Consider the following 25,931-nt stretch of genomic DNA (forward strand, 5'->3'; position numbering starts at 1 on the left):
CCGGTGCTCGACTTTCCTAGACTGCAAAGGTTTTCTATCACGCTGAAAAGAAGACAAAGGGCTAAAATAAAGTCCATTTTAGCCCTTTGTCCTCAATCTGAAAGGACAGAGCCAATGCTCTGTCCTTTTCTATTAAGATGATACTTTGTTTCGTGTGCGCTTGCGCTGGTAGTAATAAAGGATACCGCCTGAGGCGAGCATGAGTAAGCCAATCAATACCGCTGTATACATCATCGTTGCAGTATTCGGCAGAGTGCCGCCTGGCATGCCGCTTCCATCTTGATTTGGATCCGATCCGCCTGGAGCAGAAGTTCCACCGTCTCCGCCATTTTGGTCTGGACTTGTTCCAGCAGCTTCACTTTGATTGAGTACGGTGTATTCACTAAAGTGCTCCGTTTTACCTGAGACAATCCCGTTTTCGAATGAACCGTTACTTGTTTTGGCATAGCGGTTTTTCTCACGATCGACATAATAGACACCTGGTTTTTTCGCTTTTTCAGGCGCATCTAATGTAAAGAACAGTGTGACGGGATCTTTAAAGGTAGACACATTTTTCTGATCTTGTTTGATTTGGAAATCGTAAGTGTCGGTTAATGCGTTTTTCACCTTATTTGTTTTTGCCATTGATATATCTGCTTGTTGCTCTGACAAATTGGAGAGCGGTAATGCTAGACCGACTTTGTCATGATAGATGGTGACGTTTGGATCTTGCTCTCGTTTCTTCAGTTCAGCTACTTGCCCTTTTGATAGAGACAATTGAACCTTTTTCGCTTCGGTTGCTTTGTCTAAATAAAGCAATGCTTTGTTCGTATGCTGCACATACGTTTGGAATTTCTCATCATCTTGAATGTCATAGGCGCCTTTTCCTTTCAAGCGAGGAAGGAATACTTCTTTCACTCGATGGTCAATGACTGGAGAAATATGACCGTCTGCCTGTTCAATTTGCTCTTTGAAAATTTCATAGTCAACATAGCCTAAGTCTTCACCATGAGACGCTTCTGTAAAGACGCTGTAGCCATCACCGCCTGTGCCGACAAATGCATTAGTCGCCACGCGGTATGTTTTCTGATCATCAATATCAGTCAGATTGCCCTTTTGATCTTTCAATTTGACATCAATCAGTCTGCTGCCAGCCGGTTTACTCAGTGTAAACGTATATTCAATACCGGCTACATGAGGGAATGCGCCTCCGCCTTCTTCAATGCCTGAAAGACCTTGTTCAAGCGCTTTTTTAATTTGACTGCCTTTTAAATCTGCGACATATAGTGTGTTTCCAAAAGGCATCACCGTTAAAATATCCCCTAATGTGATATCTCCTTTTTCAATGCTGCCTCGAATACCGCCACCGTTTGTAATGGCAAGGTCAGCCCCAGCAGATTCTTGTGCTTTCTTTAACATGCCATCTGCAATAAAGTTTCCAAGGTTCGTTTCCTTTGCACGGACGTGTTCACGCTGTCCATCTAAGAAGACATCTGACGTCCCGACTTTTTCGGTTTTTAAATCTTGGATATCTGCCTTGTACTGATCAAGAATCGCTTTTGCGTCCGCATCTTCTTTCACAGAGTCGTCGATCGTGATGAGGTCAAAAGTAGATTCTTTTGGCTGTACGACGCCTTTTTTGTCAAAGGCCACGTCTACTTTTCCTAAAAATTGTCCGTAGTCTTTTACTTGCGCAACAATCGTTGGTTCTTTTTTATTGATGACCTTTAATTTTTCAACAAGGGTGTGGGTGTGACCACCAATGATGAGATCAATGCCATCTACTTTTTGAGCCAGTTCTAGATCACGGTTATAGCCAATATGTGTAAGCGCAATAATTTTATTGATTTTTTCTTCAGTTTGAATGGTTTTGACTGTTTCTTTTGCTTTTTTGTATGCATCTTGAAATTGAATGTTTGGACCACTGCTGGATGTAATGGCTGTGTCTTCAGTGGTTAGACCGAATACAGCGACCTTTTCACCATTTACATCAAGCAGAATGTAAGGGTAAATGCCAGCTTCTTTTTTCTCACCAGCTTTAAATGTTGCTGGTTTTTTCACTAAGTCGCTTAACTGTTTTTCCTTAGAGACATTCACGTTTGATGACACGATTGGGAAGTTCGGTTTTTCAAACTGGTGACGGTTTTTAGCATCTACACTGGATGCGTCACCTGTCAGGAATTGACGTAGGACAGATGGACCTTTGTCAAATTCATGATTCCCAAACGTCATGGCATCGTATTTCATTAAGTTCATCAGTTTCAGATCGGCAAGTCCTTGCCATTTTGTGAAATAGAGATCACCAGAGAAGACATCTCCAGCGTCTAATAAAATATTGTTTTCGCTTTGGGCGCGAACTTCTTTGATCTTGGTTGCGCGTCTTGCTGCATCATCCAGATGGGCATGTGTATCGTTTGTATGCATCACCGTTAAATGCCAATTGTCTGTTGCAGGTGGTTCTGTTGTACCATCATCTTTAAACGCTAGCTTGTACACGCCAAGTCCGTCTGTGCTGGCATTCCGAATAAAGTCGACGCTGCTTGATTTCTCTGCGAACGGTTTGGCTAAAAGAGAAGATTCAAAAGTGACGGTTGCGCCTTTGATCGGTGCAATGGACCAGTTTTGATCTGCGCTTGGGTTAATGGTTTTTTGTTCAATAATATAATCCATCAGCACTTGGCGGTTCTCATCTGCTGAGGCAAGCACGACTTTATCTTGTGTGAGGTGCGGGAAGCCTCCGCCGCCAGATGCACGGTAATTGTTTGTCACGACTAAAAATTCTTGATTGTCAGAAACGGGTTTTCCGTTGTAAGACAAGTTTTTGATGCGGTTCGCACTAGCGTTAACAAGTGTGCCTGTTGTGCTGTATTTAGCAGGCTGTGTGACATCTACTTGGTACGTCACACCATCGATTACATCAAAATTATATGAGCGGTATTCTTCGTTTAAAATAGGCTGTTCATTTGAAGTATTTGGTTTGATTTGGTTAAACTGACCAGCAGACATTTCAAGCCAGTCTTTTACTTCACTGCCTTTTAGTTTTACAATCTGTACGGTGTTATCGTAAAGATAGAGATCGCCGATGTTTTTAATGGCTAAATCACCTTTTGCGATATTTGTATAATAGTTCACACCGTTGCGTCCGCCGGCTTTAAATGGCGCACCCGCAGAGAGAATCGGCAAGTTTTTGTACGAAGTATCTTTCATTTTTTCTTGTGCATACCATTTCTGGGCATCTGTCACGATTTGAATAGAAGGGTCATCCATCACTTGAGCGAAAAAGCTGTTAATGTCTGCTTCTGTTTTTCCAACTGGCTTTCTGACGTAATCTAGGGTGTTTTGGTGAGTTGTTTGAATGGCATTTTTCACTGTACTGTTTTGAGATGTCACCCCGGCAACGGATTCGATTTTGCCTGTTCCGTCTGTGACTTTCCAGTTGCTTCCGTCTGGTTCTAGCGTTAAATCAATGACCCCGAGGTAGCTTCCCCAGTTTTTTGACATGACGACAGGAATGCCATTAATGGTTCCCTTTGCGACATCAAATTTGTCAACGCCGCTATATTCAGCGCTTGGGAATGTGCCATGCTGGTGGCCAGACACAATCGCATCAATGCCTTTTGTTTTCGTGGCAAGGTCAAAGATCATATTTTCTGATCCTTTAGGTGAAGCTGTTTTTTCAATTCCTGTATGAGCAAGAGCGACGATGACATCTGCGCCTTTTGCTTTCATTTCTGGAATGGTTTCATTGGCAGACTCCACAATATCTTGCACTTGAACTTGTCCATCTAAATGTTTCTTATCCCACGTCATAATTTGTGGTGGTACGAATCCTATGTAACCGACTTTCACAGTTTGGGAGGCTCCGTTTGCATCTTTAAAGGTTTTATCCTGAATGACATAAGGAGTAAATCGGTGTTCTCCGTTTAACTTTTTGACGTTCGCATTGACAATCGGGAAGTTGGCGCCCGCAATGGTACCGTCAAGAAAAGATAAACCGTAGTTAAATTCATGATTGCCGAGTGTACCTGCATCATATTTTAATTTGTTGAGTGTATGAATAATGGGGTGAACCTTTGTTTGATTGATGATGCTGTCTTTTTCATTTTTATAAACGTATTCTCCAAGAGGGGTTCCTTGAATCAGGTCTCCGTTATCAACAAGGAGTGTATTGGGATTTTGTGAACGGTGCTTGTCAATCAGCTCGGCTGTTTTTGCCAAACCGAATTCATTTGTTTCTTTGTCACTGTAGTAATCATAATTCATCATGTTCGCATGAACATCTGTTGTGGCTAAGATACTGACCTTTACGGCGCTGCCGCTTTCTGTTTCTGCATAAGTAGGTACTGCTGGGAGAATGAGACTAATCAACATCATGGAAGTGAGCAGAATAGACAGGTTTTTCCTTCGTTTAGACCTATGTGCTTGTTTCTTCACCTGATCTCCGCCTTTCTAATTTTTTTGACCACAATACCTATTGTAGAAATGTTTCGTTAACTTTTGTAGTTATTTTTTGCAGATTATTGTAAAGATAACATAAATCATACGAATTACCTTGTTAAGGGAATGTGAATGAGTCTAAATGCTTATTTTTCTGAAAGGGGGTTTTCTCATAGGGATAGGATGTTTGATTTCAATTGGCGGGGGTATAGTGTGTAGTGTAAACGATAATTAAGCAGGAGGGTTTCTACATGGGTAAGAAAATTGCAGTTGTCTTAACAGATTACTTTGAGGATGTTGAATTCACCGAGCCTGCAAAAGCCTTTAAAGACGCAGGCCATGAGATCACAGTGATTGAAAACGAAAAAGGAAAAACAGTGAAAGGAAAGCAAGGAGAGGCAGAAGTAAGAGTCGATGCGTCTATCGATAACGTGAAACCAGAAGACTTCGATGCACTTCTGATTCCTGGCGGCTTCTCACCAGACATTCTGCGTGCGGATGATCGCTACGTGCAATTCACAAAAGCCTTTATGGACGAGAAAAAACCAGTATTTGCGATCTGTCATGGACCGCAATTGCTTATTACAGCGAAGACGCTGGAAGGAAGAGGCGCGACCGGCTATACATCCATTCAAGTAGATATGGAAAACGCAGGCGCCAAATTCAAAGATGAAGAAGTCGTCGTTTGTCAGGATCAGCTTGTCACAAGCCGTACACCTGATGACATTCCAGCATTTAACCGTGAATCATTAAAACTGCTCGCAAAATAAGTAGTTTTGACAGGATAAACAAAGCCAGCACCTCGCGAGGTGCTGGCTTTTTCTGTGCATGGATGTAAGAAAGCGGCGTCAACCGCAATTCAGTATCAGGTGCACGATTATTTTCTTAAGCTTTTCAGCTCGCTTGCAATGGCTTGCATTTCACTTGGGCTGAATGAAGATTTTTTCATCACCATTTGGTGAAGAAATTCAATATCTTCATACTTATCTGGACTGAAGTCTTCGGCTTTGATGACTCCAATATTCAGCATATTGAGCTTTTGCGAAATGTCTTCAATCAGCTGATTGACTTCAGCCGCTTTTTGCTGTGACAAGGGCGGCACGTCCTTTCCTGCATGTGTCGAATAATATGTCTATTTTAACAGAAAAGCAAAAGAATAAAAGGGCTATTATGATGACACTGAAATGTTTTTTTCCTTTTTCTCCTCTTTGATCTTATCAATGATTCGTTTGGATTCAAACACCACAACACCTGATAAACCGATGAGTCCAATTAAGTTTGGAATGGCCATCAGTCCATTGAGCATATCTGCTACGCCCCAGACGAAGTCATTCTTAAACACGGCACCGAAAAAGACAGCTATCACAAACACGATACGATAATACATGACATACGAATCCTTCGCCAAATATGTAAAGCATTTTTCCCCGTAATAGGACCAGCCAATGATGGTTGAATAAGCAAACAGGAGCAGCCCAATTGCCACAATGGTTGAGCCAGCTGGACCGAGGAAGTGAGCAAAGGATAACGAAGTCAGCGCATCACTTTTTTCTGTTAAATACATATCTGCCATGACAATCGTAATGCCAGTGATAGAACAAACAATGATGGTGTCAATAAACACTTGCGTCATAGAGACGAGAGCTTGACGGGCAGGCATATCCGTTTTCGCAGCTGCAGCAGCAATTGGTGCTGATCCAAGACCAGCTTCATTGGAAAAGACGCCTCGTGCGACACCCCAACGAATAACGGTTCCAATCGCACCACCTGCCACGGCTTGACCTGTAAAGGCATCTGAGAAAATAAGACTGACTGCGCCAGGAACAAGATCAGCATTCATGACAAGAATGATGAGCCCACAAATGACGTAAAATAAAGCCATGACTGGTACAAAAATAGATGTCACTCGGCCGATACTTTTAATTCCGCCTAAAATCACGAGTGCCGTAAAGGCGGTAATGATGATACCTGTTACCCATGTTGGAATTTGAAAAGTAGAATTCATGACGCCTGAGATGGAATTAGACTGTACCAGGTTGCCAATCCCAAAGGCAGCACTGGCACCGAAAACAGCAAATAGCACCCCTAGCCATTTCTGTTTTAAGCCATGCTCTAAATAATACATAGGTCCGCCAGACATTTCGCCTTTTTCGTTTTTGACCCTGTATTTTACAGCAAGAACAGCTTCTGCAAACTTTGTGGCCATCCCGAAAAATGCAGCAAACCACATCCAAAATACTGCACCAGGACCACCTGCAATGACAGCTGAGGCAACACCGACGATATTCCCTGTACCGACAGTTGCAGCAAGAGCCGTCATTAATGCTTGGAAATGGGAGATATCTCCCTCTGAAGTTTTGTCTTGTTTTGAAAAAGCGAGCTTTAAAGAATAAGGAAGTAATCTAATTTGAATGAAGAGAACGCGAAAGGTGAGGTAGATTCCAGTACCAACAATTAAAATCAACAGGGGAGGCCCCCACAAAAAATTGTTCATCGTCGTGACAAATTGCTCAATGATTCCCATCTAATGTCCCCCTTTGTTTGTGTAATTCTCCTAAAGTTTCTCCTGTTTTTGTGTAATTTGTCAATGCCGATGGGAGTTTTTCTTGCAAAGTTTCCAAAAGAAAAAGGGCTTGATATGATAGAGAAAAGGTTTTCCAAAGGGACTCTTAGGGAAAAGATAGGAGGAGAATGAAGGATGATTCATGTATTATTTGTATGCCTCGGCAATATTTGCAGGTCACCGATGGCAGAGGCGATGTTTAGAAAACGAGTCGAAGACGAAGGGCTGAGTGAACACTTTGTGATTGATTCAGCAGGCATTGGCGGCTGGCATCAAGGCAGTCCTCCGCATGAAGGAACACGAAAGCTGCTTGATGAAAAGGGTATCAGCTATGAAAGAATGACTGCAAGACAAATCATGGATAAGGATATCACCACATACGACTATATCATTGCGATGGATGCTGAAAATGTTGGCGCCCTCCGCAGTTTAGCCGGCTATGGAAAACATCACTTTATTGGCCGTCTTCTTGACTTTGTAGAAGACGACGATCGAGACGATGTGCCAGATCCTTATTACACTGGGAACTTTGAGGAAGTACATGACTTAATTGAAACAGGAATTGATCGTTTTTTGACGTATGTAAAAAAAGAGAAACACCTTTAACTGAAAGGAGATCAGATGAGATGGAAGAGAACAAACAAATCGTGCTTCGGGGAGCTGTTATAGGCGCAGCCTGCGGCATATTGCTGACATTATTTCATCGTCCAACAAGAACTGTACTGAAAGAAAAATGGAATGACTGCCAGCAAAAGCTGGATGAATACCGCCTGGAGCCTGGCAGGATGTCTGCTTGCGTGAAGGAAAAAATGGAAGAAACGAAGCAATTGATGAGAACGGTCTCAGATGATTTGTCTTTTCTGAATGAACAGGTAAATCAGTTAAAGGAAACAACACCAAAGGTATTAGAGATTATTGAAGAAACAAAGGATCACTTTCAAAAGAAACAGAAAGATTGATCATTGGAGATGAGGCGTATGGGTTTTGTTAAAGCGTTAATTGGACGCTTTTTGCTGCATGAAGGACCGGCAAAATCAGCTGAGCTTGCGTATTTCTTTTTGCTTTCATTATTTCCGTTTCTCATCTTCGTGCTGACGCTTGTTGGTTATTTGCCGCTGACATCAAAGGATGTTCTAAGTGTCATTTCTGGTTATGCGCCAGAGGGAGCGCTTTCCATGATTGAATCCATTGCCGAAGAGACACTGAATAACCGTAACGGCGGATTGTTGTCATTCGGGATTATTGCGGCACTCTGGTCTGCATCCAACGGCATTAATGCGGTGGTCAGAGCATTTAACCACGCTTACGAAGTTGAGGAAAATCGTTCCTTCATTCTCGTACGTTTAACATCAATCATCTTAACCATTGCGATGGTGCTTACGATTATTTTTGCCTTGATGCTGCCTGTCTTTGGAAAAGAACTTGGTTTATTCGTTGCCAAATTAGTAGGGCAGTCAGATGCTTTTCTCACCATTTGGACCGCCATGAGATGGATTATTAGTCCACTAATTTTACTGATTGTTTTTACATCCCTATATTATTTTGCCCCCAACATCAGGCTGAAATTGAAATTTGTGCTGCCGGGCGCCATATTCGCATCTGTTGGCTGGATTCTCGTCAGCATGCTGTTCTCATTTTATGTAGGCGAATTTGCCAACTATAGTGCGATGTACGGAAGCATTGGGGGAATCATTATATTAATGATCTGGTTTTATTTAACCGGCATTATGATCATCCTCGGCGGCGAGCTCAATGCGCTTTTACATAAGCGTAAAATCGTACCAGGCAAGGTGTGAAAAAAACCGGGCATCCTAAAGAAGAACGAACTTGTTCAATCTTAATGGATGGGGGAATACCGAATGTCTAAACAATCGAAAAAAGGCGGAAGCAACACAAAACAAAACAAAGGCCATCAGCCAAAGCACAAAACAAGTGGAAGTGCGAATGGGCAAAATGGGTATCACTAGATGAAAAAACTCCTCTGCATAGGTGCAGGGGAGTTTTTAATGATTCAATTTCCGTATATAACGCTTCAGGAGAAAAGTTGCATCAGGCTTTGGCTGATAGTTTGGATCGAGCTGAAACCCTGCTTTCATCGCAACACGTTCACTTCTGACATGACCAACAGGACAAAAGATTTCAAATCCATCGACTTCAGGAGCAAAAGTATCTGTCATCCATTTCACTGTTTTGGTCACAATACCTTGCCCTTGTGCATCTTGACCAATCCAATACCCAATATTGCCTATCCGATGCTGAAACGTCATGCGGAACACCCCAATTAATTGATCGTTTAATACGATACCCGCTTCTATGTCTTTTCGTTCAGCATAGGCAGTGTGGGCAGATTGAATAAAAGATTGAACATCTTCTATGCGATAACAGTGATTCACCCATGGTAGCCACTCTCCCAAGTGAGTTTTATTCTGCTGGATAAGTGCAAATAATGTCTCTGCATCGGCTACTTGTAAACACGCCAATTTTAAGTCATTTGAAATGTTAAATGTAAACAAAATAGATCCTCCATTTAGTTACTTTCAACCACTGCCAGCGTCCTCCCAAATCGAACACAGCAAAACACAAATAAAATCACGATACTGACAAGATAGAGTAAATTCATGCCCTCAAACGTCTGCACAAAGAATCCGCCAAGAACCGGACCGAGAATACTTCCTGCACTAAACGCCATCCCGCACATCAAATTCCCAGCAGGCAGCAGATGCTTTGGCAATAAGTCCGTCATATAACTGATGCCAAGTGAGAAGGTCGAACCTACAGCCATACCTGCGATAAAGAAACAGATCGCAACAGCCAAAACGGACTGAATGAAAATCCCTGCTAAAAGGAAAAAGAATGAACCGACGAGTGTCACAACTAAAATCATGAGTCGTCTGCCGAAACGGTCACTCAGCATCCCAAGAGGAAGCTGAAAAACAATACTCCCAATCGCAAACGCAGGTAAAATAAACGCAACAGCATCTATCGTCACCCCACTTCTCAGCGCATACACAGGGAAGTTACTATTGAGCGTCGTTTCTAAAAAGCCATAGCAAAACGGCATCATAAACGCTACCCAGCCAAATTGAAACGCCTTCTTGAAGCGCTTCAAACTATTTGTCTGCTCTGACGTCTGCATTTCACCTGTATCAGGATATGTATTTTTTAAAACAAACACAAGCAGCCAAATACACAAACTAACTGCACCAGACACAATAAACGGCAAGGATGGATTGATTTCAATGAGTGGTGTTAAAAAAGGGCCAGCGGCAAAACCGAGTCCAAAGGATAACCCATACAATGAAATATTTCGCCCGCGATTTCTAGATGAAGAGGCATAGGTTACCCACGTCTGTGTGGAGAAATGAAGCATATGATCACCGATGCCGATCATCAGCCGCAAGAAGAACCAGACGACATAAGATTCAATAAAGACAAAACTAAATAAACTTAAAAAGACAGCAGCGCCCCCAATGACGATCAATGGTTTAAATCCGAAGCGGCGCAGCGGCGCTTCCATAAAAGGAGACGCAAGCAGCACGCCGAGATATAAGCCTGTGGCATGCAGTCCGTTTAACGTCGGGGAAGTGCCGGCATGTTCGAAAATAATCGAAATAACTGGCAGTAACGCTCCCTGTGAAAAACCAGATACGGATACAAGTAAAATTAAAATCATAAAATGAATTCTCGACATAAGAAGCTCCTTACAAGTTCATGCTTTCATCGTACAATGGAACCATAGGGGTTTCAATAGAAAGGTGGAAAAGGAATGAAGCTGATATACGAAAATGATCGGTGGGTCGCTAATGCTGATCAAAGGCAGCTACATATTTCAGGAAATGAAGAAGCGGGATACAGGCCGTATCAATTGTTCACCTCGGCTATTGCAGGCTGTTTTGGAGAAATGGTCATTCATGTATGCCGGAAAAAACGAATATCCTATCAAGGGCTGACCATTACACCTGAAACGACAAGAGAAGGACCTGTAAACAAAATCACTCATATTCATTTACATATAATCTTTGAAAACATCAGCACCTCTGATGAACAGCTAGAAAAAGTAATGAAACTTGCGTTGAAGCATTGTTCCATGGTGCAATCCGTGAAAGGAACGATTGATATCACCCTTTCACACGAACGAATCTAAATGTATATGATGCCGGCACTCACGAAAGAATAACAGTCAGATATGATGTAAAGGAGATTGGCTGTATGAATCGTTTGTTTCTTGTGATTGTCGCAATTGGTGTTCCATTATCTGTAATTGGCAGTTTTCTTCATTTCCCGCAGGCTGTCATGTTCGCCGTCTATTGTATCGCCATCATCGGTCTTGCAAGTTTTATGGGAAGAGCGACAGAGAGTCTTGCCATTATAGCGGGACCAAGAATTGGTGGGTTATTAAACGCTACTTTTGGAAATGCAGTGGAATTAATCATTTCATTTTTTGCATTAAAACAAGGACTCACCGCCATTGTCCTTGCTTCACTCACTGGCTCAGTGATCGGCAATTTACTGCTTGTGGCTGGACTGTCTTTTTTCGTTGGCGGATTGAAATTTAAACGACAGGAGTTCAATGTCCACGATGCAAGGCATAACTCTGGGCTGCTTATGTTTGCGATTATTGTGGCATTTGTCATTCCAGAAGTCTTTTCCATGGGGATGGCAGAAGATCGTCAATTTGTTTTAAGTATCGGCATTAGCATCGTGATGATTTTGCTTTATGTCGCAGCACTCTATTTCAAACTGGTCAGCCACAGAGGTGTTTATGTTGCCAAGCAGGAAATTGCGGAAGGGGAAGCAGCGACGGAAGAAGAAACACCAGAGTGGTCTGGGAAGTTTGCCACGGCGATTTTACTCCTTGCGACAATTGCTGTGGCGTATATTTCAGAGCGGCTCGTCCATACATTTGACACAGTCGGAGAACAGTTTGGCTGGAGTGAGCTGTTTATTGGGGTCATCATTGTTGCGATTGTCGGTAATGCAGCAGAACACGCTTCTGCTGTCATTATGGCGTATAAAAACAAAATGGATGTCGCAGTGGAAATTGCTTTCGGTTCTACGCTTCAAGTCGCCATGATGGTCGCACCGATCCTTGTGATCAGCTCTCTGTTTTTTGAAAAGCAAATGCCACTGATCTTCTCATTACCAGAGCTCATTGCCATGGCATCCTCTGTATTACTAACGGTCATCCTCTCAAATGATGGGGATACGAACTGGTTTGAAGGTGCTACATTGCTCGCTGCCTATTTCATTATGGCGATTGGATTTTTCCTTTTATAATCTTTTGTGGATAAGGGACGTCTTTCGGGAAAATACTATGGAAAAATGAATGAGAAAGAGTGATGATATGAAAAAGATGCCCCGCATCATGTTTGTTGTTCTCTTAACCTTAAGTTTTCTATACAGCTTTCCAGCCGAGGCAGCAAAGCCGTTTAAGGTGCCATCGTCTGTCGCCAGTATCTCAAAGGAAAATACGTATCCAAATGCTTCACAAGATCAACCGCTGCTACAGCCAAGCGAGCTGACGGCCGAATTATTTAAAACAACAAGTGTACCAATTGAAAATACACATTTAATTAAAATGCTGAATGAATCCAGTATCTCAGGTACACCGCTAGCAGTTGGCTACAGGGCAACGATTTTTCTTGGAAGATGGGCACTCAGCTATGATTCAAACGAAACCGTCGCCAATTGGGAATACAAAAAAGTGAACACGAATCACATTGATAATAGAGGCGGAAACAAAACAGCCATCGGCAAATATGTGCAAAAGCAACAAGTAAAAGTAAGTGGAGGGCTCACAGCAAAAGTACCAAACCCAGAAGATGTGAAAACATTGATGATGCAAAAAGCCATCCAAAAAACAAAACTTCCGCTCGCCTTCGACACAGTGATTGGTGCAGGAACAAAGCGAGATCAGTCCTACCACGTATCTCCGAAAAAAGCAGCAACCCTGCATGCATACGCTCCAGCGATTAACGAAAAAGGAAAGGTTACTTACGGAGAAGTGTATCTTGTGCTCAAGGGAAATAAACGCAAACTTGTCGTAAAAAATGTGACCTCACAAGGAATCGGCGCTTGGATTCCTGTTCAGGATCACCTGACGTTTGGGTTTCAAGGGATGAATTAAAAACAGTCATCTCCTCTTACCAAGGGGAGATGACTGTTTTTTGATTAAGATGTCCTATCTTTTTTCTTTTTCATTTCATGAATGTAAAAATCAAAGGCGTTATATAAAAGATATACAAAGAAAAGAAAGAGAAAGACTTTCGTGAATATCGTCAAATTTTTGAAAATTAAGCATAGACCAATAAAAGGGAGGATCATAAAGCCATAATACGAAAACCACCATGTTTTAAAAATGAAACTCAGCTCCTTGGTTATTTGTGGAAACGACTCTTTCTTCATATTACATGGTCTTGAGTAGAACGTAAACCTTACCTAGACAATAAAAAAGCCAACGCAGAAGTTGAATGAATCCAACAACTACGATGGCTTAGCTCATTATTCCCCTAAATCCACATTATGATAAACTTGCTGCACGTCTTCAAGCTCTTCTAATACATCGATGAGTTTTTCAAATTGTGCTTTCGATTCATCATCTAATGTCACTTCGTTTTGAGGCAGCATTGTGATTTCAGCGACAGTAAATTCTTCTACGCCTGCCTGTTTGAACGCTTCTTGTACTTGATGGAATTGATCTGGTTCAGCGTAGACGATCACCGTATCATCTTCTTCCATAATGTCACGTACATCAATGTCTGCTTCCATTAAAAGTTCAAGCGTTTCTTCTTCACTTTTCCCCTCGACACCGATCACCGCTGTTTGGTCAAACATGTAAGCAACAGATCCACTGACGCCCATATTTCCGCCGTTTTTCCCAAATGCTGCACGAACATCAGACGCTGTGCGGTTGACGTTATTGGTCAGGGCATCAACGATCACCATAGATCCGTTTGGACCAAATCCTTCGTAACGCAGCTCATCGAAGTTCTCTTCTGCACCGCCTTTTGCTTTTTCAATCGCACGGTCCACAATGTGTTTTGGGACACTATATGTTTTTGCACGTTCTAGGACAAAACGAAGTGCTTGGTTTGATTCTGGATTTGGCTCACCTTGCTTGGCAGCCACATAGATTTCACGCCCGAATTTTGCGTAAATACGACTTGTATTGGCATCCTTTGATGCTTTCTTTTCTTTAATGTTGTTCCATTTACGACCCATCTTATTCACTCTCTTTCAATTAGTAAATACACAGTATGAGGGTCCCCATGCTGCATGAAATCAATCTGCTTTCTATTATACATGAATCAGTCAAGAGGATAGAAGTAAGACGGCTGAAAAGAAAAGAATTCCTTAGCTGATATGTCCAAGTTGTTCAAGCGTCTTATTTTTCTCATGCGGTCTAGTCAGCTCATCACACCGAATGATTCTACCATCTAATAAAGTAAATAACGCCATCACATCTATTAGACCATGGTCTCCTGTGGACAGCTCAACATGTACAGTGTAACGAAAACACCCTTGCTGAGTCTCTTCATCAAACAACATATCATGAAAGGCGGGGATGTCGAGCTGTTTGGTCATGACTTTTAATGTGGAGAGATGCTTTTTAAATTCATCAAGGGAAGAGACCTTTCCATCAGTGACTTGCTGATAATCTGAAGAAAAATAAGTCTCCACCTTTTCTATATCTAATTGGATTAACACCTCTTGATACATTTGCTTAATAAAAAAAATCGCTTCAGTTTTTCTCAATGTAAACATCCTTTCTTTTAGTTAACCGGTGAACTATATAATATTATAATTAACTGGTTAACTAAAAACAATCAAAAAAATAACCTCATCACAAATGAGGTTATTTTGTAGGCTGTGGATAGACGAGATCCTCAAGCAATTTCACATCATGCTGATGAAGTTGTGTGATCATTTCTTTTCGCACAGCGAGGGCGGCTTCAAAGTATTTTTCATCCTCGACCATTCCTTTTACGGTGATCTCAATCCCGCGATTCAATTTATTGAGCCCCATAATGCCATGAACCTGAAAAGGTTCAATGGCGTTTTGGAATTCATCTTTTTTCAGTAAATCATGATGCATTTGATTTAAGTGATCACATGCTGTTTCTAGCGCCTTGAAAGCAATGTCAGGATTTTGGTTTGCGCTGATCAAGACTGACTCTGTGATACGCATGTAGTGCATATTGTAGTTTTGGATTTGACGAATGTCTCCGTTTGAAATGGTTAACAGCTTGCCGCTCCATTCTCTAATTTGCAGAGACCGGAGACCAATTTCTTCAATGGTTCCGTTAAAAAGATTATTGACCGTCACATAGTCACCTTTATGAATTTGCCTTTCATAAATGAGGAAGATGCCAGCTAAAATATCACGAATCAAGGTCTGAGCGCCAAAACCAATGACAATTCCAGCAACACCAGCCCCCGCAAGGATTTTCCCAAAGTCATGAAAAAATAGAGAAATCACATATAAGACAAAACATATGGAAGCTGTATACTTTGAAACCGATTTGACCAAGCTCTCAATCGTTTTTTTCTTTTTATCTTCAATGAATTCAGTTCGTTTAAAGAAAATCTGAAGCGCTTTGTTGATCATAAAGACGGCAAGCCAAAGAATGAGTCCAACAAGGAGAATTTCAATGTATTTGTTCTTGACCACTGTCAGAAATGTTTCGTCCATCTATCGGTTACCCCCTGGCTGTACGAGAAGTAAAATCAACATCTTGATAATAACTGTTTTTCACAAGAACATTTGGACCAAGGCATTGCACACTTGGGCAATGACAATTCAGTTCTTTTGCCAATTTTGTGTTCATCCAGCGTGTATAAGCTGATTGCAACGTATCGGTTTCAATATTTCCTAATGGCGGTGTATCGCCAAAGTCTGTCACAATAATATTCCCATCAAAAATATTCACATTCAACCGTGAACGGCCATCAGGGTCATTTCGTACTGTCACATTTTTCGCTTGACGCAATCGAGTCAAGAGGCGCTGGTCTTCTTCATCTGTGCTGCATGAATAAAATGGCAATGTGCCAAACAGCATCCATGTGTTCTCATCACGAACATCGAGCAACTGATGAATCGCATCCCGCATTTGTGGAAGCGACAATGATTCAAGGGCGCTCGCAAAATCACTTGGATACATCGGGTGAACTTCGTGGCGCTGGCATTTCATCTCGTCCACGATTTGACGATGGATGTGTTCAATATAAGGAAGCGTACGCTTATTCAGCATCGTTTCAGCAGATACGGTTACACCCGCTTTCACAAGTGCCTGACTATTCTCAATCATGCGGTTAAACAATTTCTCGCGCTGCTCAAAGGTTGGCTTTCGGTCCATCATTGCAAAACCAACCGTAGCAAACTCTTCGACTGTTCCCCAGTTATGTGAAATGTGTAGGACATCCAAGTATGGAATAATCTCTTCATATCGAGCCAAATCAAGTGTTAAATTCGAATTAATTTGGGTACGGACGCCGCGTTCATGGGCATACTTTAATAAAGGAACGACATATTCCCGTACAGATTTCAGAGACAGCATCGGCTCTCCGCCTGTGATGCTAAGGGAACGCAAGAGCGGTACTTCATCTAAACGGCGAAGCAGTAAATCGAGTGGCAGTGCATTCGGATCTTTTGGCTGCAAAGTATAGCCAACCGCACAGTGCTCACATCTCATGTTACACAACGTCGTTGTCGTCAATTCAATATTTGTCAGCTTCATTTCTCCGTAATCCTGCACATCGAGATAGGCTTCCCAAGGGTCGAATGCAGGTGTAATCGGACGAAGTGCTGTTTTTTGGTTCATGGTATCTATCTCCTTTTCATTCGGGCAAACATAGACCCGCCAACAGTTAATTTTAAGCCCCATCACCGTTATACGCAAGAGGGGACACAATTGATTTACAAAGGAAAAAAAGATAAGCTATAAACAAATGCTAAAGGGAGTGTATCTATGGGCAAGGCAGCAGACAGCAAAGAGCAGCAGGTTGATTATTTAAAGAACCGATTAGATATGTTTATGAATGTGATTGATTCATTAGATCCTGAATCCACAGACGTTGAGGATATAGACAGACTCATCCAGATGATTGACGACCTAGAAGCGAAATATGAACGGTTTAAAACCGATTGGAAGGAAGAATAGCTCGCGCTGATGCGGGCTTTTTTCTTTAAATTGGCAGGTCAAAAAGTGTATGAGTACCCGGTATATTCTGCACAATAGAAGAAAAACCGGGAAGTGACGTAAATGAAAAAATGCATACTGATCTGTCTATGTGCGCTTTTTGTATCGATGCCTTTTTCAAACTTAGAAGCCGTGTCTAATCAGCCCATTCATTGGGGATTTGCTAAAAGCAAAGAGCACAAGCCAGCAGATGCCGGCAAGGAACTGACGACACTCTTAAAGAAATATGATGCTTTCTATTTAGGAAATACGAAAAAGAAAGAGATTTATTTTACATTCGACAATGGCTATGAGAATGGATACACACCCAAAATCTTGGACGTGCTGAAAAAGCATCAAGTACCCGGCACCTTTTTTGTGACTGGGCACTTTGTAAAGGACCAGCCCAAGCTCGTCAAACGTATGGCAGAGGAAGGTCATATTATTGGCAACCATTCCTATCACCATCCAGATTTAACAACAAAGAGCACGAAAGAAATCAAAGAAGAGCTAGATCGTGTCAATGAAGCGGTATACAAAATCACAGGAAAACAAGATAACCTCTACCTTCGTCCACCGCGCGGGGTGTTCAGTGAAAGGGTACTAAAGGAAACGAAACAGCTTGGCTACCAAACCGTTTTCTGGTCAGTAGCGTTTGTAGATTGGCACATCCACCATCAAAAAGGAAAACAGTATGCGTACAATCAAATGATGAAACAGGCGCATCCGGGTGCCATTTACTTACTTCATACCGTTTCAAGGGACAATGCCGAGGCACTTGATGATGCCATCACTGCTTTAAAAAAACAAGGATATACCTTTAAAAGCTTAGACGATCTCATGCTTGAAAAAGTATGGCATCTCCCTCAGCTATAGAAAAAAGCTTGCAGACATCTGCAAGTTTCAGCGTGTAGACAAACCCTCGCATTCTTTGTCAGTCCTGCGTGCCGGTGCTCACGAATGTCAAATTCGCTCCGCGCCGGTACTCGTCCTTCCTAGAATTCAAAGGTTTTCTATCACGCTGAAACGAAGACAAAGGGCTAAAATCAAGTTCATTTTAGCCCTTTGTCAACAATCCGAAGCTTGCAGACACTGCAAGCTTTTTGACTTATCCTTCTCTTATTTTACGTTGGAACAAAAGGGGACGATGACGAGTAAAGGAGTCAATCAAGCCCTCACCGAAAATCGTGATGCTTTGCTCCCAAGGATGTCCTAGTAAACCCCAGGTCATCTCTTTTGATAAAAAGAAATAGTAATCCCCATTTGGGAGCACAGGAACTCTCCATTCTCCAAATTCATCTTTTTCAAATGAGCCGTATGGTGTGATCCAATAGCATTCGTGCTGCCAATCAAGTACCTGCATATATTCGCCGGTTCCGGTGATATTCTCCTGAAAAGACAGCAGTGCCTTCTTTTCAAGGTCTTCATCCGCACTTAGGAGAGAAGGGTCCTCGAAATAAGCAGAGATATCATATGTGATGTAAGGAGATGGTGCTTGAAAACCGGGAAAGCGAGAGATGCTTGGGTTAAATTTAAACTTTTGATCAAATGTTTTCCATGCGTACTTTAGTTCTTTGTCTGTCAGTGGAATCCAGTTTTCCATAGTATCTCCCTTTCAAGCACTTCTCTCAAAAAACTATTTGAAAATCCTAAACCATCCTTTATGTTTAAACCACAAAAGCATCCCTGAGACAAGCAAACCCATGAAAATCAGTACGCCAAAATAGCCATATTTCCAGTGTAATTCAGGCATGTTATCAAAGTTCATCCCATATACCCCAACAATAAAGGTCAGTGGAATAAAAATCGTCGAGACAATGGTCAGTGTCATCATGATGGCATTCATTCGGTTGGAATTTAGTGTTTGATAGCTATCTCGTAAATCGGCTGTCATATCACGATTTGACTCAACGATCTCTGTTAGTTTCAATAGATGATCATAAATATCATTAAAATATGCTTGCCGGTTTGCATCGCTTTTCATCATATTCGTGTTCACAATTCGATATAAGAGGTCCCTCATCGGGATAATGGTTCTGCGCAGTTTGAGCAAATCGGATCGAATACCGAATACTTCGTTCATTAATGTACCATACGTTTTATGCCCTTCTTCATCCTCGATTTCATTGAGCCTGTCCTCAATTTGATAAATAATAGGAAAATAATCATCGACGAGCTGGTCGATCAGCATATAAGCCATATGCTCTGGACCGCTCTCTCGCGCTTTATCAGACCCTTTGAGCTTTCGAATGACTCGATCAATGTAGGGTGCTTCCTTCAAATGAAAAGTAACGATATAGTTTTCTCCAACAAACAGGTCGACTTCTTCAGATCGAAGTGTTTTTTGATTGAGGGCATGAAGGACGAAAAATAAATACCCTTCATAAAAATCAAGCTTTGGCCGCTGTAAATAATGGAAGCAATCTTCAATCGCAAGCGGATGGAACTGAAAAAATTCCTTTAACAGTGCTGCTTCCTTTTCCGTTGGCGCATAAAAATCAATCCAATACCAGGCAATGTCAGGGCTTGAAAGCTGCTGCAATGTTGCATGTTCAATCAAGTCGCCGTTTTTTGTCACTGCAAGTTTTTTCAGCATGTGCACCCCTCCAGACTTGCATTATATCATGAAGCAGCAGCGGTGAACTTATACGTTTTCACCATAAAAAAGCCGATCTCATCGCTGAGATCGGTCCAATGTGCGTGTATGATTGATGGATAAAGCGAGAATTAAGGACGGTGGAACGTAACGAATTTATTTTGACGGTCAAACCAGCCTCTAAATGCCCAGTTATCCCAGCCGCCATCGCCGTTGTTTTTAAATGTACCGCTCTCAAAAACCCAAATACCGTAAACAACATTACCAAGGTTAGCAGTAGCGAAAGTTTTCACACCATTAAAGCGGTCTTCATAGTTTTGGCTTAGGTTAAAGACCATGACGTTATATCTGCCGCCAGCAGCATAGAATGTGCTTTCCATTACACCTTTAACGAATCCAGAACGGTTGGCATTTGCATTTACTGCGTTAATGATTGCATTGGCAATTCCAAGGACATCAAAATTGACGTTAACATTAGGACTAGCTGTCGTTCCAGCTTTACCTTCAGCAGCTTTGTTTAAAACAGTTTGCTGTAGTGTAGTAGAGACGGGTGCTGATGATGTTTTTTCAGCAGCGTCAGCGAATACTGGTAGTGTCGAAGAAACAGCAGTGGCAAGGGCAACAGAAAGAATTGTTTTTTTCATTGGTCGGATCTCCTTTGTTTTTAAATTTTGGGTCTTCTTTTAGTAAAACGTGAAACTAGGTGAAGCCGGTTATCAATGAGGTAAATATGTTCCTGCAAGATGAAACAAATGATTGCCTAATCCGCTAATTCCTTTGTTCACCTCCTTGATATGTCATAATTATACAAATATTTTTGAAATAGAAGATATCACCCATAGGTTCTATTTCTAATTTAAGGAAAATGATCCTAAAATGTTGAAGATTGCTGTCGAATTTTAGCTGAATTCGACTAAAAATTTTCATCTATCCAAAAGGAGAATGACCATAAATAAGGAAGATATAACTGATAAATTCTTGTACTCTTTATATTTAAAAGTATTCAATATAGAGAATCATTCATGCAAAGTGAAACAATCACATCTGCGTGTGTTGACAGAAAGGAAGAGGAAAAACATGTGGGAAAAACACCTATTGGTTGAACCACCCTATCACTTCGATCAAGTGCTGAGACGTTTATCGAGCGATCCATTAAAGGCGGTCGATCTGGATAAAAGAGAAATCAAAGTACCGATGAGGCTGAATCATAAACCGTACATTGCAGTCGTTCAAGCGACAGGAACAAAAGAAGCACCTTCGTTCCGGGTACAGGCTAACGGGCCGGAGGAAGCCATCCTTTCTGAGGTGAAGCGGATATTTGGCATGGAACATCAATTACATGCTGTGCATGACCATTTTGCTCAAACAAATCTTGCGCCCATTTTTGACCGTCATATCGGAACGCCGCTTATGCTGGATTTCCATCTATATCATTGCTTGATGAAATGCATCATTCATCAGCAGCTCAATCTTGCATTTGCTTATGAGCTGACGAAACGGTTTGTTCATACGTATGGTGAGCAAATCGACGGCGTCTGGTTTGACCCTTTACCGAAAACCATTGCATCACTTGAAACCGACGATTTGAGAAAACTGCAATTCAGTCAGCGAAAAGCGGAATATGTGATTGATGTCTCAAAGCGAATAGTGAGCGGCTCTCTGGATTTAGAGGAATTACACGACTTAACGGATATTGAAATTGAAGAACGTCTGCTTCCGATTAGAGGGATTGGACCTTGGACGGTTCAAAATGTCCTCATGAATGGACTAGGAAGACCAAATCTCTTTCCAATGGCAGATATCGGGATTCAAAATGCGATCAAACGTCACTTTGACCTGCCAGAAAAGCCAACAAAAGAAGAGATGGCAGTTTTAAGCAAGGAGTGGGCACCTTATTTAAGCTACGCCTCCCTTTATTTATGGAGAAGTATAGAGACAGATAAATAATTGAAAGGCATTTTCTCTCTTCGTCCAAGTCGTGATATACTATTCAGATGGAATAAAATGAGGACAACCGATAAAGGTTTAAATAGAACGGAGAGAATAAACGTGAAAGAAAAACAGCAAGGAGCCCTTCTGCAAAAGGGGCAGCAGTTCCCGCTTACCATTAAACGCCTTGGCATTAATGGGGAAGGGGTCGGTTATTTTAAAAAGCAAGTGGTCTTTGTCCCAGGTGCACTTCCAGGTGAGGAAGTAGTAGTTGAAGCAACGAATGTTCAAGCGAAATATGCAGAAGGTACGGTGAGGAAAGTTCGCAAGCGCTCAGAACATCGAGTGAAACCGCCGTGCTCAGTATACGAAGAGTGCGGAGGCTGTCAGCTTCAGCATTTGGCATACGAGCAGCAATTAAAGGAAAAACGCGATATTGTAATTCAATCAATGGAGCGTCATACAAAGCTGTCGGTTGAAAAGATCGATATTAGACCAACAATCGGTATGGAAGATCCATGGCACTACCGGAATAAAAGTCAGTTCCAAGTCGGAAGATCACATAGCGGCGACATCATCGCAGGGCTTTATGGGCTGAATTCTCATAAACTTGTTCCGATCAAGGAATGTATCGTCCAGCATCCGAAAACGAACAAAACAACAGGCGTCGTCCGCAAAATTTTAGAGAAATTCGGCGTATCTGTCTACAACGAGCGGACAAGAAAAGGCGACGTGCGCTCGATTGTTGTGCGTGTCGGCTTTGAAACAGGTGAAGTACAAGTCGTCCTTGTCACATCAAAGCCTGAGTTTCCAAAGAAAAAAGAAATCGCCGAAGCCATTCAAAAACGTCTGCCAGAAGTGACGTCTATTATGCACAATATCAATGGCGAAAAAACGTCAGTCATCTTTGGGCATAAAACATCGCTCCTAGCTGGCAACATGGTCATCCAAGAATTTTTAGGAGACGTCTCATTTGAATTGAGTGCACGGGCTTTCTTCCAATTGAATCCGAAGCAGACATTAAAGCTTTACGACGAAGCGAAAAAAGCGGCCAAACTGACTGGCAAAGAAAAGGTAGTCGATGCGTATTGCGGTGTTGGAACCATTGGAATGTGGCTCTCAGATGGAGCAAAAGAAGTAAGAGGTATGGATGTCATCAAAGAATCAATTGATGACGCGAAGAAAAATGCCAAAAAACACGGCATGAAAAACGCAACTTATGTGACAGGCACAGCTGAACACTGGCTGCCAAAATGGGTCAAAGAAGGCTTCCGTCCTGACGTTATCGTCGTCGACCCGCCAAGAACAGGCTGCGAACGCACTTTCCTAGACACCGTCAAACAAGTCAAACCAAAACGCTTTGTCTACGTCTCTTGCAACCCATCTACACTAGCAAAAGACCTCGAATATATGTCAAAAGACTACAAGATCGAATACATGCAGCCAGTTGATATGTTCCCGCATACGGCTCATGTGGAGTGTGTAGTGTCTTTATCTCTTAAATAAAAAGGGAATGACAGCTATGATAGACCAAAATGCATTCAAACGATTCCAACTATATATGGACCCACAGCAGACGAAATTGGTGGACCGAAAACAGCAATAGAAAAGGCAGTAACTAAATGAAAAAACCCTTCCAACAGGAGGGGTTTTACTTTAACTAACAATCTATTTTTTCCTAAGCTCTTTTTTCGTATTCTCTTCTATCATTGTACTTAGACCTCTATAATGAGACATCCATCATGAACTCTCGATTCTCAAACAAAATCATGTCTTACTCAAATATCAGTTGAATGAATTTTGGAATGAATGTCAAAAATCAAGATTCTTACAGGGAGTTATTGAATATGAGACTAAAAGAACATGAAATATAACAACTTTATATATTCGTAAGAGGCCCACCTATTATTTAATCATTAAAACTGCAAAATGATAATTGGAGGGATTATGATGAATGACAAACAGTTTTCTTCATTTATAAAACAAGCAGATGAACCTTTTGTTGGGTGGGATTTCTCATTCATATCTGAAACTGGAAGAATGAAAAGTGAGTTGCTTTCATGGTCATATGGTAGTATAGCTACTTCTCTTGTTCAAAGTGCAAAATCAATGCTGGACATGGGAACAGGTGGTGGAGAGTTTTTATCAAAATTAAGACCTTTTCCAACATCAGTTTATGCTACAGAAGGTTACTTACCTAATGTACCTGTCGCAAAAGAACGATTAACCCCTTTAGGAGTTAAGGTAGTTCAAATTTCTAATGATGAAAATTTGCCGTTTGAGACTGGAAAATTTAATCTTATCATCAATCAACATGAGTCATTTTCATCTCAAGAGGTGAGAAGAATTATCTCGAAAGAAGGTATTTTTCTAACTCAACAAGTCGGTGGACTCGATTGCATAGAGATTAATGAGAATCTAAGGGTACCAATAAATGAAGAATTTATTGATTGGAACTTAAAGCTAGCTTTAAAAGAGATACAGGAGAATCATTTTGAGGTGTTGAAAAGTGCTGAAGAGTTCCCCATTCTAAGATTTTATGATATCGGAGCATTGGTGTATTATCTAAAAGCAATTCCTTGGCAAGTGCCAGGTTTTGAAATAAGTAATTTCAAGGATGAATTATACACCATTCATAAAACCATTGAACAAAAGGGTTATTTTGACGCAAAACAACACCGATTTATGATTTTAGCTAAAGCAATTTAGTTGGAAATGGAGCCTTCGATCTATTTGAAGGCTCCATCTTAATTCTGAACTAATGTCATTCCTGTATGCACGATACATGGCCTGAAAATGTTTCCTTTTATTATTGTCGGACTTGAAAGCATTCTAAAAAAATAGAGGAGGATAACGATGAGTCAATTTGAGATTCTGACAAAATACATACCGAAGCTTCAGGAGGATCATATCGGAGAATGGGTGATCGATCAAGAAAATGATGGAACAGCTGAACGCCCAATCCAGATGCCTTTTGTGAATTATTCAGAAACGGTCCAACGCTTTATTGAAGATGTCTATACCTTTGCAGAACAGCATCAAGAAATGGAACTTATCCACTATAGAGAAATCCTCAAAGAAAATGGCATTGAATGGGGAACGAACGATATGGAGCATGTGGACATTTCAAATTTAAATGCACAGTGTGTACTTGCTCTCATCATGGGGGTTTTGAGAGCTGAGCGATTTAGTGAGGGAGCCATATTCAATTTCTTTAAAAGTGGAGCGATCTTGAAATGGCTTGAAAGATTAAAAAACCTAGATGTATGAAATCTAGGTTTTTTGTTTTTGATACGAGATCACGAGCATGTGAATTGCTCCGCTTCTTGACGAAATAGATTAAGCAGCAGCTGCTTGGTGTTTTCCAGAGAGAGATGGGGGTCCTTATGAGTTAAGACTCCTATCGGGATAAAAGGGTCCTCCATTTCAATTGGAATTTTCACAAACTCGTCTGATAATGGGGTAGAGGAAAGGACGACGCCGACAGAGGGAAATCCCTTTAGAAATGATGGAATGGCTGAAATCTGGCTGACGGTATAAGTGAAGGGCTCCACATTTATTCTTGAAAGTTCCTTTTGTAACTTCATGTGATATAAACAACTTTCCCCGCCTATGATCAGAGGCTGTTCATAAAGTTCCTTGATCAATGAGATCGTTCCAACTTGATCTGCCTGCTGTTTTGCAATAATAAAAGACATTTCCTCCTTGTACAACTCCTCAAACGGAAGTGTGTTCATCACAGGTTCCCCTGCAATAGCAAAATCGATCTCCCCCTGGAGGAGCTGCTTGTGAAGGAAATCTGTATTACCGATGATAAAGTGGCATGTGATATTCGGTTTTTGCTTTCTGAATGTTTGAAGGACGGAAGGAAGAATAGAGACAGCAATTGGTTCTATGACGCCTATATTCAAGGTTCCGATTTCTTCTTTTTGGAGTTTTTGTGATTGCTCTAATACAAAATGCCAATGGAGTATCAACTGATCAATCTCTTTGGCAAACAATTGTCCTGAAGGGGTTAATTCAGCCTCCCATCCTCTTACAAACAATTGAAATCCTAACTCCTTTTCTAATCGTTTAATCTGATTCGTTATGGTCGACTGTGCATAATTCAATTTTTGAGCGGCTTTTGAGAAGGTCCCTTCCTGAATCACGGCTTGAAATGCTTTTAACTCTTTTAGGTCCATTTCTAATATTCTCCATTCGATATATGAATACGTTTTTATATATTATTCAATTATATAAAACGAGT

26 protein-coding genes are annotated in these 25,931 nt (G+C 41.4%); 13 read left to right on the forward strand and 13 right to left on the reverse strand.

The window, feature by feature from the left end; all coding sequences use genetic code 11:
- Positions 1–132: 132 nt before the first annotated feature.
- Positions 133–4,413: a multifunctional 2',3'-cyclic-nucleotide 2'-phosphodiesterase/3'-nucleotidase/5'-nucleotidase gene (locus tag NSQ11_RS03885; protein WP_342501274.1), complete on the reverse strand. Its 4,281-nt coding sequence runs from the start codon at positions 4,411–4,413 to the stop codon at positions 133–135.
- A gap of 254 nt (positions 4,414–4,667) precedes the next feature.
- Between NSQ11_RS03885 and NSQ11_RS03890 the strand changes: the two genes are divergently transcribed.
- A complete protein-coding gene (locus NSQ11_RS03890) occupies positions 4,668–5,186 on the forward strand; it encodes a type 1 glutamine amidotransferase domain-containing protein (RefSeq protein ID WP_007496591.1) in 519 nt (172 codons plus the stop codon).
- 107 nt (positions 5,187–5,293) lie between these two features.
- On the opposite strand, the gene NSQ11_RS03895 is transcribed toward NSQ11_RS03890, so the two are convergent.
- Complete coding sequence (locus NSQ11_RS03895; protein WP_008341757.1) at positions 5,294–5,509, reverse strand: DUF1128 domain-containing protein; 216 nt, start codon at positions 5,507–5,509, stop codon at positions 5,294–5,296.
- A gap of 75 nt (positions 5,510–5,584) precedes the next feature.
- Complete coding sequence (locus tag NSQ11_RS03900) at positions 5,585–6,940, reverse strand: sodium:alanine symporter family protein (protein ID WP_007496593.1); 1,356 nt, start codon at positions 6,938–6,940, stop codon at positions 5,585–5,587.
- Between the two features lie 174 nt (positions 6,941–7,114).
- On the opposite strand from NSQ11_RS03900, the gene NSQ11_RS03905 reads away from it, so the two are divergent.
- Genes NSQ11_RS03905 through NSQ11_RS03915 form a run of 3 tightly spaced genes read left to right on the forward strand, consistent with a single transcriptional unit; the run spans position 7,115 to position 8,775 of the window.
- Positions 7,115–7,585 (forward strand): low molecular weight protein-tyrosine-phosphatase, encoded by a 471-nt coding sequence (locus tag NSQ11_RS03905; protein WP_035391345.1) that lies wholly within the window; start codon positions 7,115–7,117, stop codon positions 7,583–7,585.
- 20 nt (positions 7,586–7,605) lie between these two features.
- Positions 7,606–7,938, forward strand: coding sequence for a hypothetical protein (locus tag NSQ11_RS03910; protein ID WP_017366825.1), 333 nt, complete (start codon positions 7,606–7,608; stop codon positions 7,936–7,938).
- A gap of 18 nt (positions 7,939–7,956) precedes the next feature.
- A complete protein-coding gene (locus NSQ11_RS03915) occupies positions 7,957–8,775 on the forward strand; it encodes a YhjD/YihY/BrkB family envelope integrity protein (protein ID WP_008341753.1) in 819 nt (272 codons plus the stop codon).
- A 207-nt stretch (positions 8,776–8,982) separates the two neighbouring features.
- On the opposite strand, the gene NSQ11_RS03920 is transcribed toward NSQ11_RS03915, so the two are convergent.
- A complete protein-coding gene (locus tag NSQ11_RS03920) occupies positions 8,983–9,492 on the reverse strand; it encodes a GNAT family N-acetyltransferase (RefSeq protein WP_342501275.1) in 510 nt (169 codons plus the stop codon).
- 14 nt (positions 9,493–9,506) lie between these two features.
- The gene (locus NSQ11_RS03925) at positions 9,507–10,670 is read right to left on the reverse strand and encodes an MFS transporter (RefSeq protein WP_017366827.1); all 1,164 of its coding nucleotides are present in this window, start codon (positions 10,668–10,670) and stop codon (positions 9,507–9,509) included.
- A gap of 75 nt (positions 10,671–10,745) precedes the next feature.
- Between NSQ11_RS03925 and NSQ11_RS03930 the strand changes: the two genes are divergently transcribed.
- The 3 genes from NSQ11_RS03930 (at position 10,746) to NSQ11_RS03940 (ending at position 13,106) form a co-directional block, all read left to right on the forward strand.
- Positions 10,746–11,123 carry an OsmC family protein gene (locus tag NSQ11_RS03930; RefSeq protein ID WP_017366828.1) on the forward strand — a complete coding sequence of 126 codons (378 nt, stop codon included), beginning with the start codon at positions 10,746–10,748 and terminating at the stop codon, positions 11,121–11,123.
- 65 nt (positions 11,124–11,188) lie between these two features.
- Positions 11,189–12,256, forward strand: coding sequence for a calcium/proton exchanger (gene cax / locus NSQ11_RS03935; RefSeq protein ID WP_017366829.1), 1,068 nt, complete (start codon positions 11,189–11,191; stop codon positions 12,254–12,256).
- A gap of 88 nt (positions 12,257–12,344) precedes the next feature.
- On the forward strand, positions 12,345–13,106 hold the full coding sequence (locus tag NSQ11_RS03940; protein WP_241511948.1) for a YfkD famly protein: 762 nt from the start codon (positions 12,345–12,347) through the stop codon (positions 13,104–13,106).
- A gap of 374 nt (positions 13,107–13,480) precedes the next feature.
- Here the strand turns inward: NSQ11_RS03940 and NSQ11_RS03945 are convergent, their stop codons facing one another.
- The 4 genes from NSQ11_RS03945 to yfkAB all read right to left on the reverse strand — a co-directional run bounded on the left by NSQ11_RS03945 (position 13,481) and on the right by yfkAB (position 16,800).
- Complete coding sequence (locus NSQ11_RS03945; protein ID WP_007496614.1) at positions 13,481–14,200, reverse strand: YebC/PmpR family DNA-binding transcriptional regulator; 720 nt, start codon at positions 14,198–14,200, stop codon at positions 13,481–13,483.
- Between the two features lie 132 nt (positions 14,201–14,332).
- Positions 14,333–14,734 (reverse strand): nuclear transport factor 2 family protein, encoded by a 402-nt coding sequence (locus tag NSQ11_RS03950; RefSeq protein WP_017358797.1) that lies wholly within the window; start codon positions 14,732–14,734, stop codon positions 14,333–14,335.
- Positions 14,735–14,834: 100 nt separating this feature from the next.
- On the reverse strand, positions 14,835–15,671 hold the full coding sequence (locus NSQ11_RS03955; RefSeq protein ID WP_046527360.1) for a mechanosensitive ion channel domain-containing protein: 837 nt from the start codon (positions 15,669–15,671) through the stop codon (positions 14,835–14,837).
- A 7-nt stretch (positions 15,672–15,678) separates the two neighbouring features.
- On the reverse strand, positions 15,679–16,800 hold the full coding sequence (gene yfkAB / locus NSQ11_RS03960; protein WP_017358799.1) for a radical SAM/CxCxxxxC motif protein YfkAB: 1,122 nt from the start codon (positions 16,798–16,800) through the stop codon (positions 15,679–15,681).
- A 147-nt stretch (positions 16,801–16,947) separates the two neighbouring features.
- Here yfkAB and NSQ11_RS03965 point away from each other — a divergent pair, with 147 nt between their 5' ends.
- Both NSQ11_RS03965 and pdaA read left to right on the forward strand, forming a co-directional pair.
- A complete protein-coding gene (locus NSQ11_RS03965; RefSeq protein ID WP_003218031.1) occupies positions 16,948–17,139 on the forward strand; it encodes an SE1561 family protein in 192 nt (63 codons plus the stop codon).
- Between the two features lie 102 nt (positions 17,140–17,241).
- Positions 17,242–18,033 (forward strand): delta-lactam-biosynthetic de-N-acetylase, encoded by a 792-nt coding sequence (gene pdaA / locus NSQ11_RS03970; protein WP_039168013.1) that lies wholly within the window; start codon positions 17,242–17,244, stop codon positions 18,031–18,033.
- 232 nt (positions 18,034–18,265) lie between these two features.
- Here the strand turns inward: pdaA and NSQ11_RS03975 are convergent, their stop codons facing one another.
- From NSQ11_RS03975 to NSQ11_RS03985, 3 genes are all read right to left on the reverse strand, one after another.
- Positions 18,266–18,760, reverse strand: a complete 495-nt coding sequence (locus NSQ11_RS03975) for a DUF2716 domain-containing protein (RefSeq protein ID WP_041090709.1) — start codon at positions 18,758–18,760, stop codon at positions 18,266–18,268.
- 33 nt (positions 18,761–18,793) lie between these two features.
- A complete protein-coding gene (corA, locus tag NSQ11_RS03980; protein ID WP_007496624.1) occupies positions 18,794–19,753 on the reverse strand; it encodes a magnesium/cobalt transporter CorA in 960 nt (319 codons plus the stop codon).
- Between the two features lie 131 nt (positions 19,754–19,884).
- Positions 19,885–20,397, reverse strand: a complete 513-nt coding sequence (locus NSQ11_RS03985; RefSeq protein ID WP_017366836.1) for a hypothetical protein — start codon at positions 20,395–20,397, stop codon at positions 19,885–19,887.
- Positions 20,398–20,830: 433 nt separating this feature from the next.
- Between NSQ11_RS03985 and NSQ11_RS03990 the strand changes: the two genes are divergently transcribed.
- From NSQ11_RS03990 to NSQ11_RS04005, 4 genes are all read left to right on the forward strand, one after another.
- A complete protein-coding gene (locus tag NSQ11_RS03990; protein WP_035391333.1) occupies positions 20,831–21,700 on the forward strand; it encodes a DNA-3-methyladenine glycosylase in 870 nt (289 codons plus the stop codon).
- 96 nt (positions 21,701–21,796) lie between these two features.
- Positions 21,797–23,188: a 23S rRNA (uracil(1939)-C(5))-methyltransferase RlmD gene (gene rlmD / locus NSQ11_RS03995; RefSeq protein ID WP_046526917.1), complete on the forward strand. Its 1,392-nt coding sequence runs from the start codon at positions 21,797–21,799 to the stop codon at positions 23,186–23,188.
- Positions 23,189–23,632: 444 nt separating this feature from the next.
- Entirely contained in the window at positions 23,633–24,391 is a 759-nt protein-coding gene (locus tag NSQ11_RS04000; protein WP_048002093.1) for a methyltransferase domain-containing protein, read from the forward strand.
- Positions 24,392–24,538: 147 nt separating this feature from the next.
- A complete protein-coding gene (locus NSQ11_RS04005) occupies positions 24,539–24,952 on the forward strand; it encodes a DUF6508 domain-containing protein (RefSeq protein WP_144684861.1) in 414 nt (137 codons plus the stop codon).
- A gap of 29 nt (positions 24,953–24,981) precedes the next feature.
- On the opposite strand, the gene NSQ11_RS04010 is transcribed toward NSQ11_RS04005, so the two are convergent.
- On the reverse strand, positions 24,982–25,866 hold the full coding sequence (locus NSQ11_RS04010; protein WP_058214335.1) for a LysR family transcriptional regulator: 885 nt from the start codon (positions 25,864–25,866) through the stop codon (positions 24,982–24,984).
- Between the last annotated feature and the right edge of the window lie 65 nt (positions 25,867–25,931).

Origin of the sequence: Bacillus sp. FSL W7-1582 (assembly GCF_038593325.1) — a bacterium.
GTDB lineage: Bacteria > Bacillota > Bacilli > Bacillales > Bacillaceae > Bacillus > Bacillus altitudinis.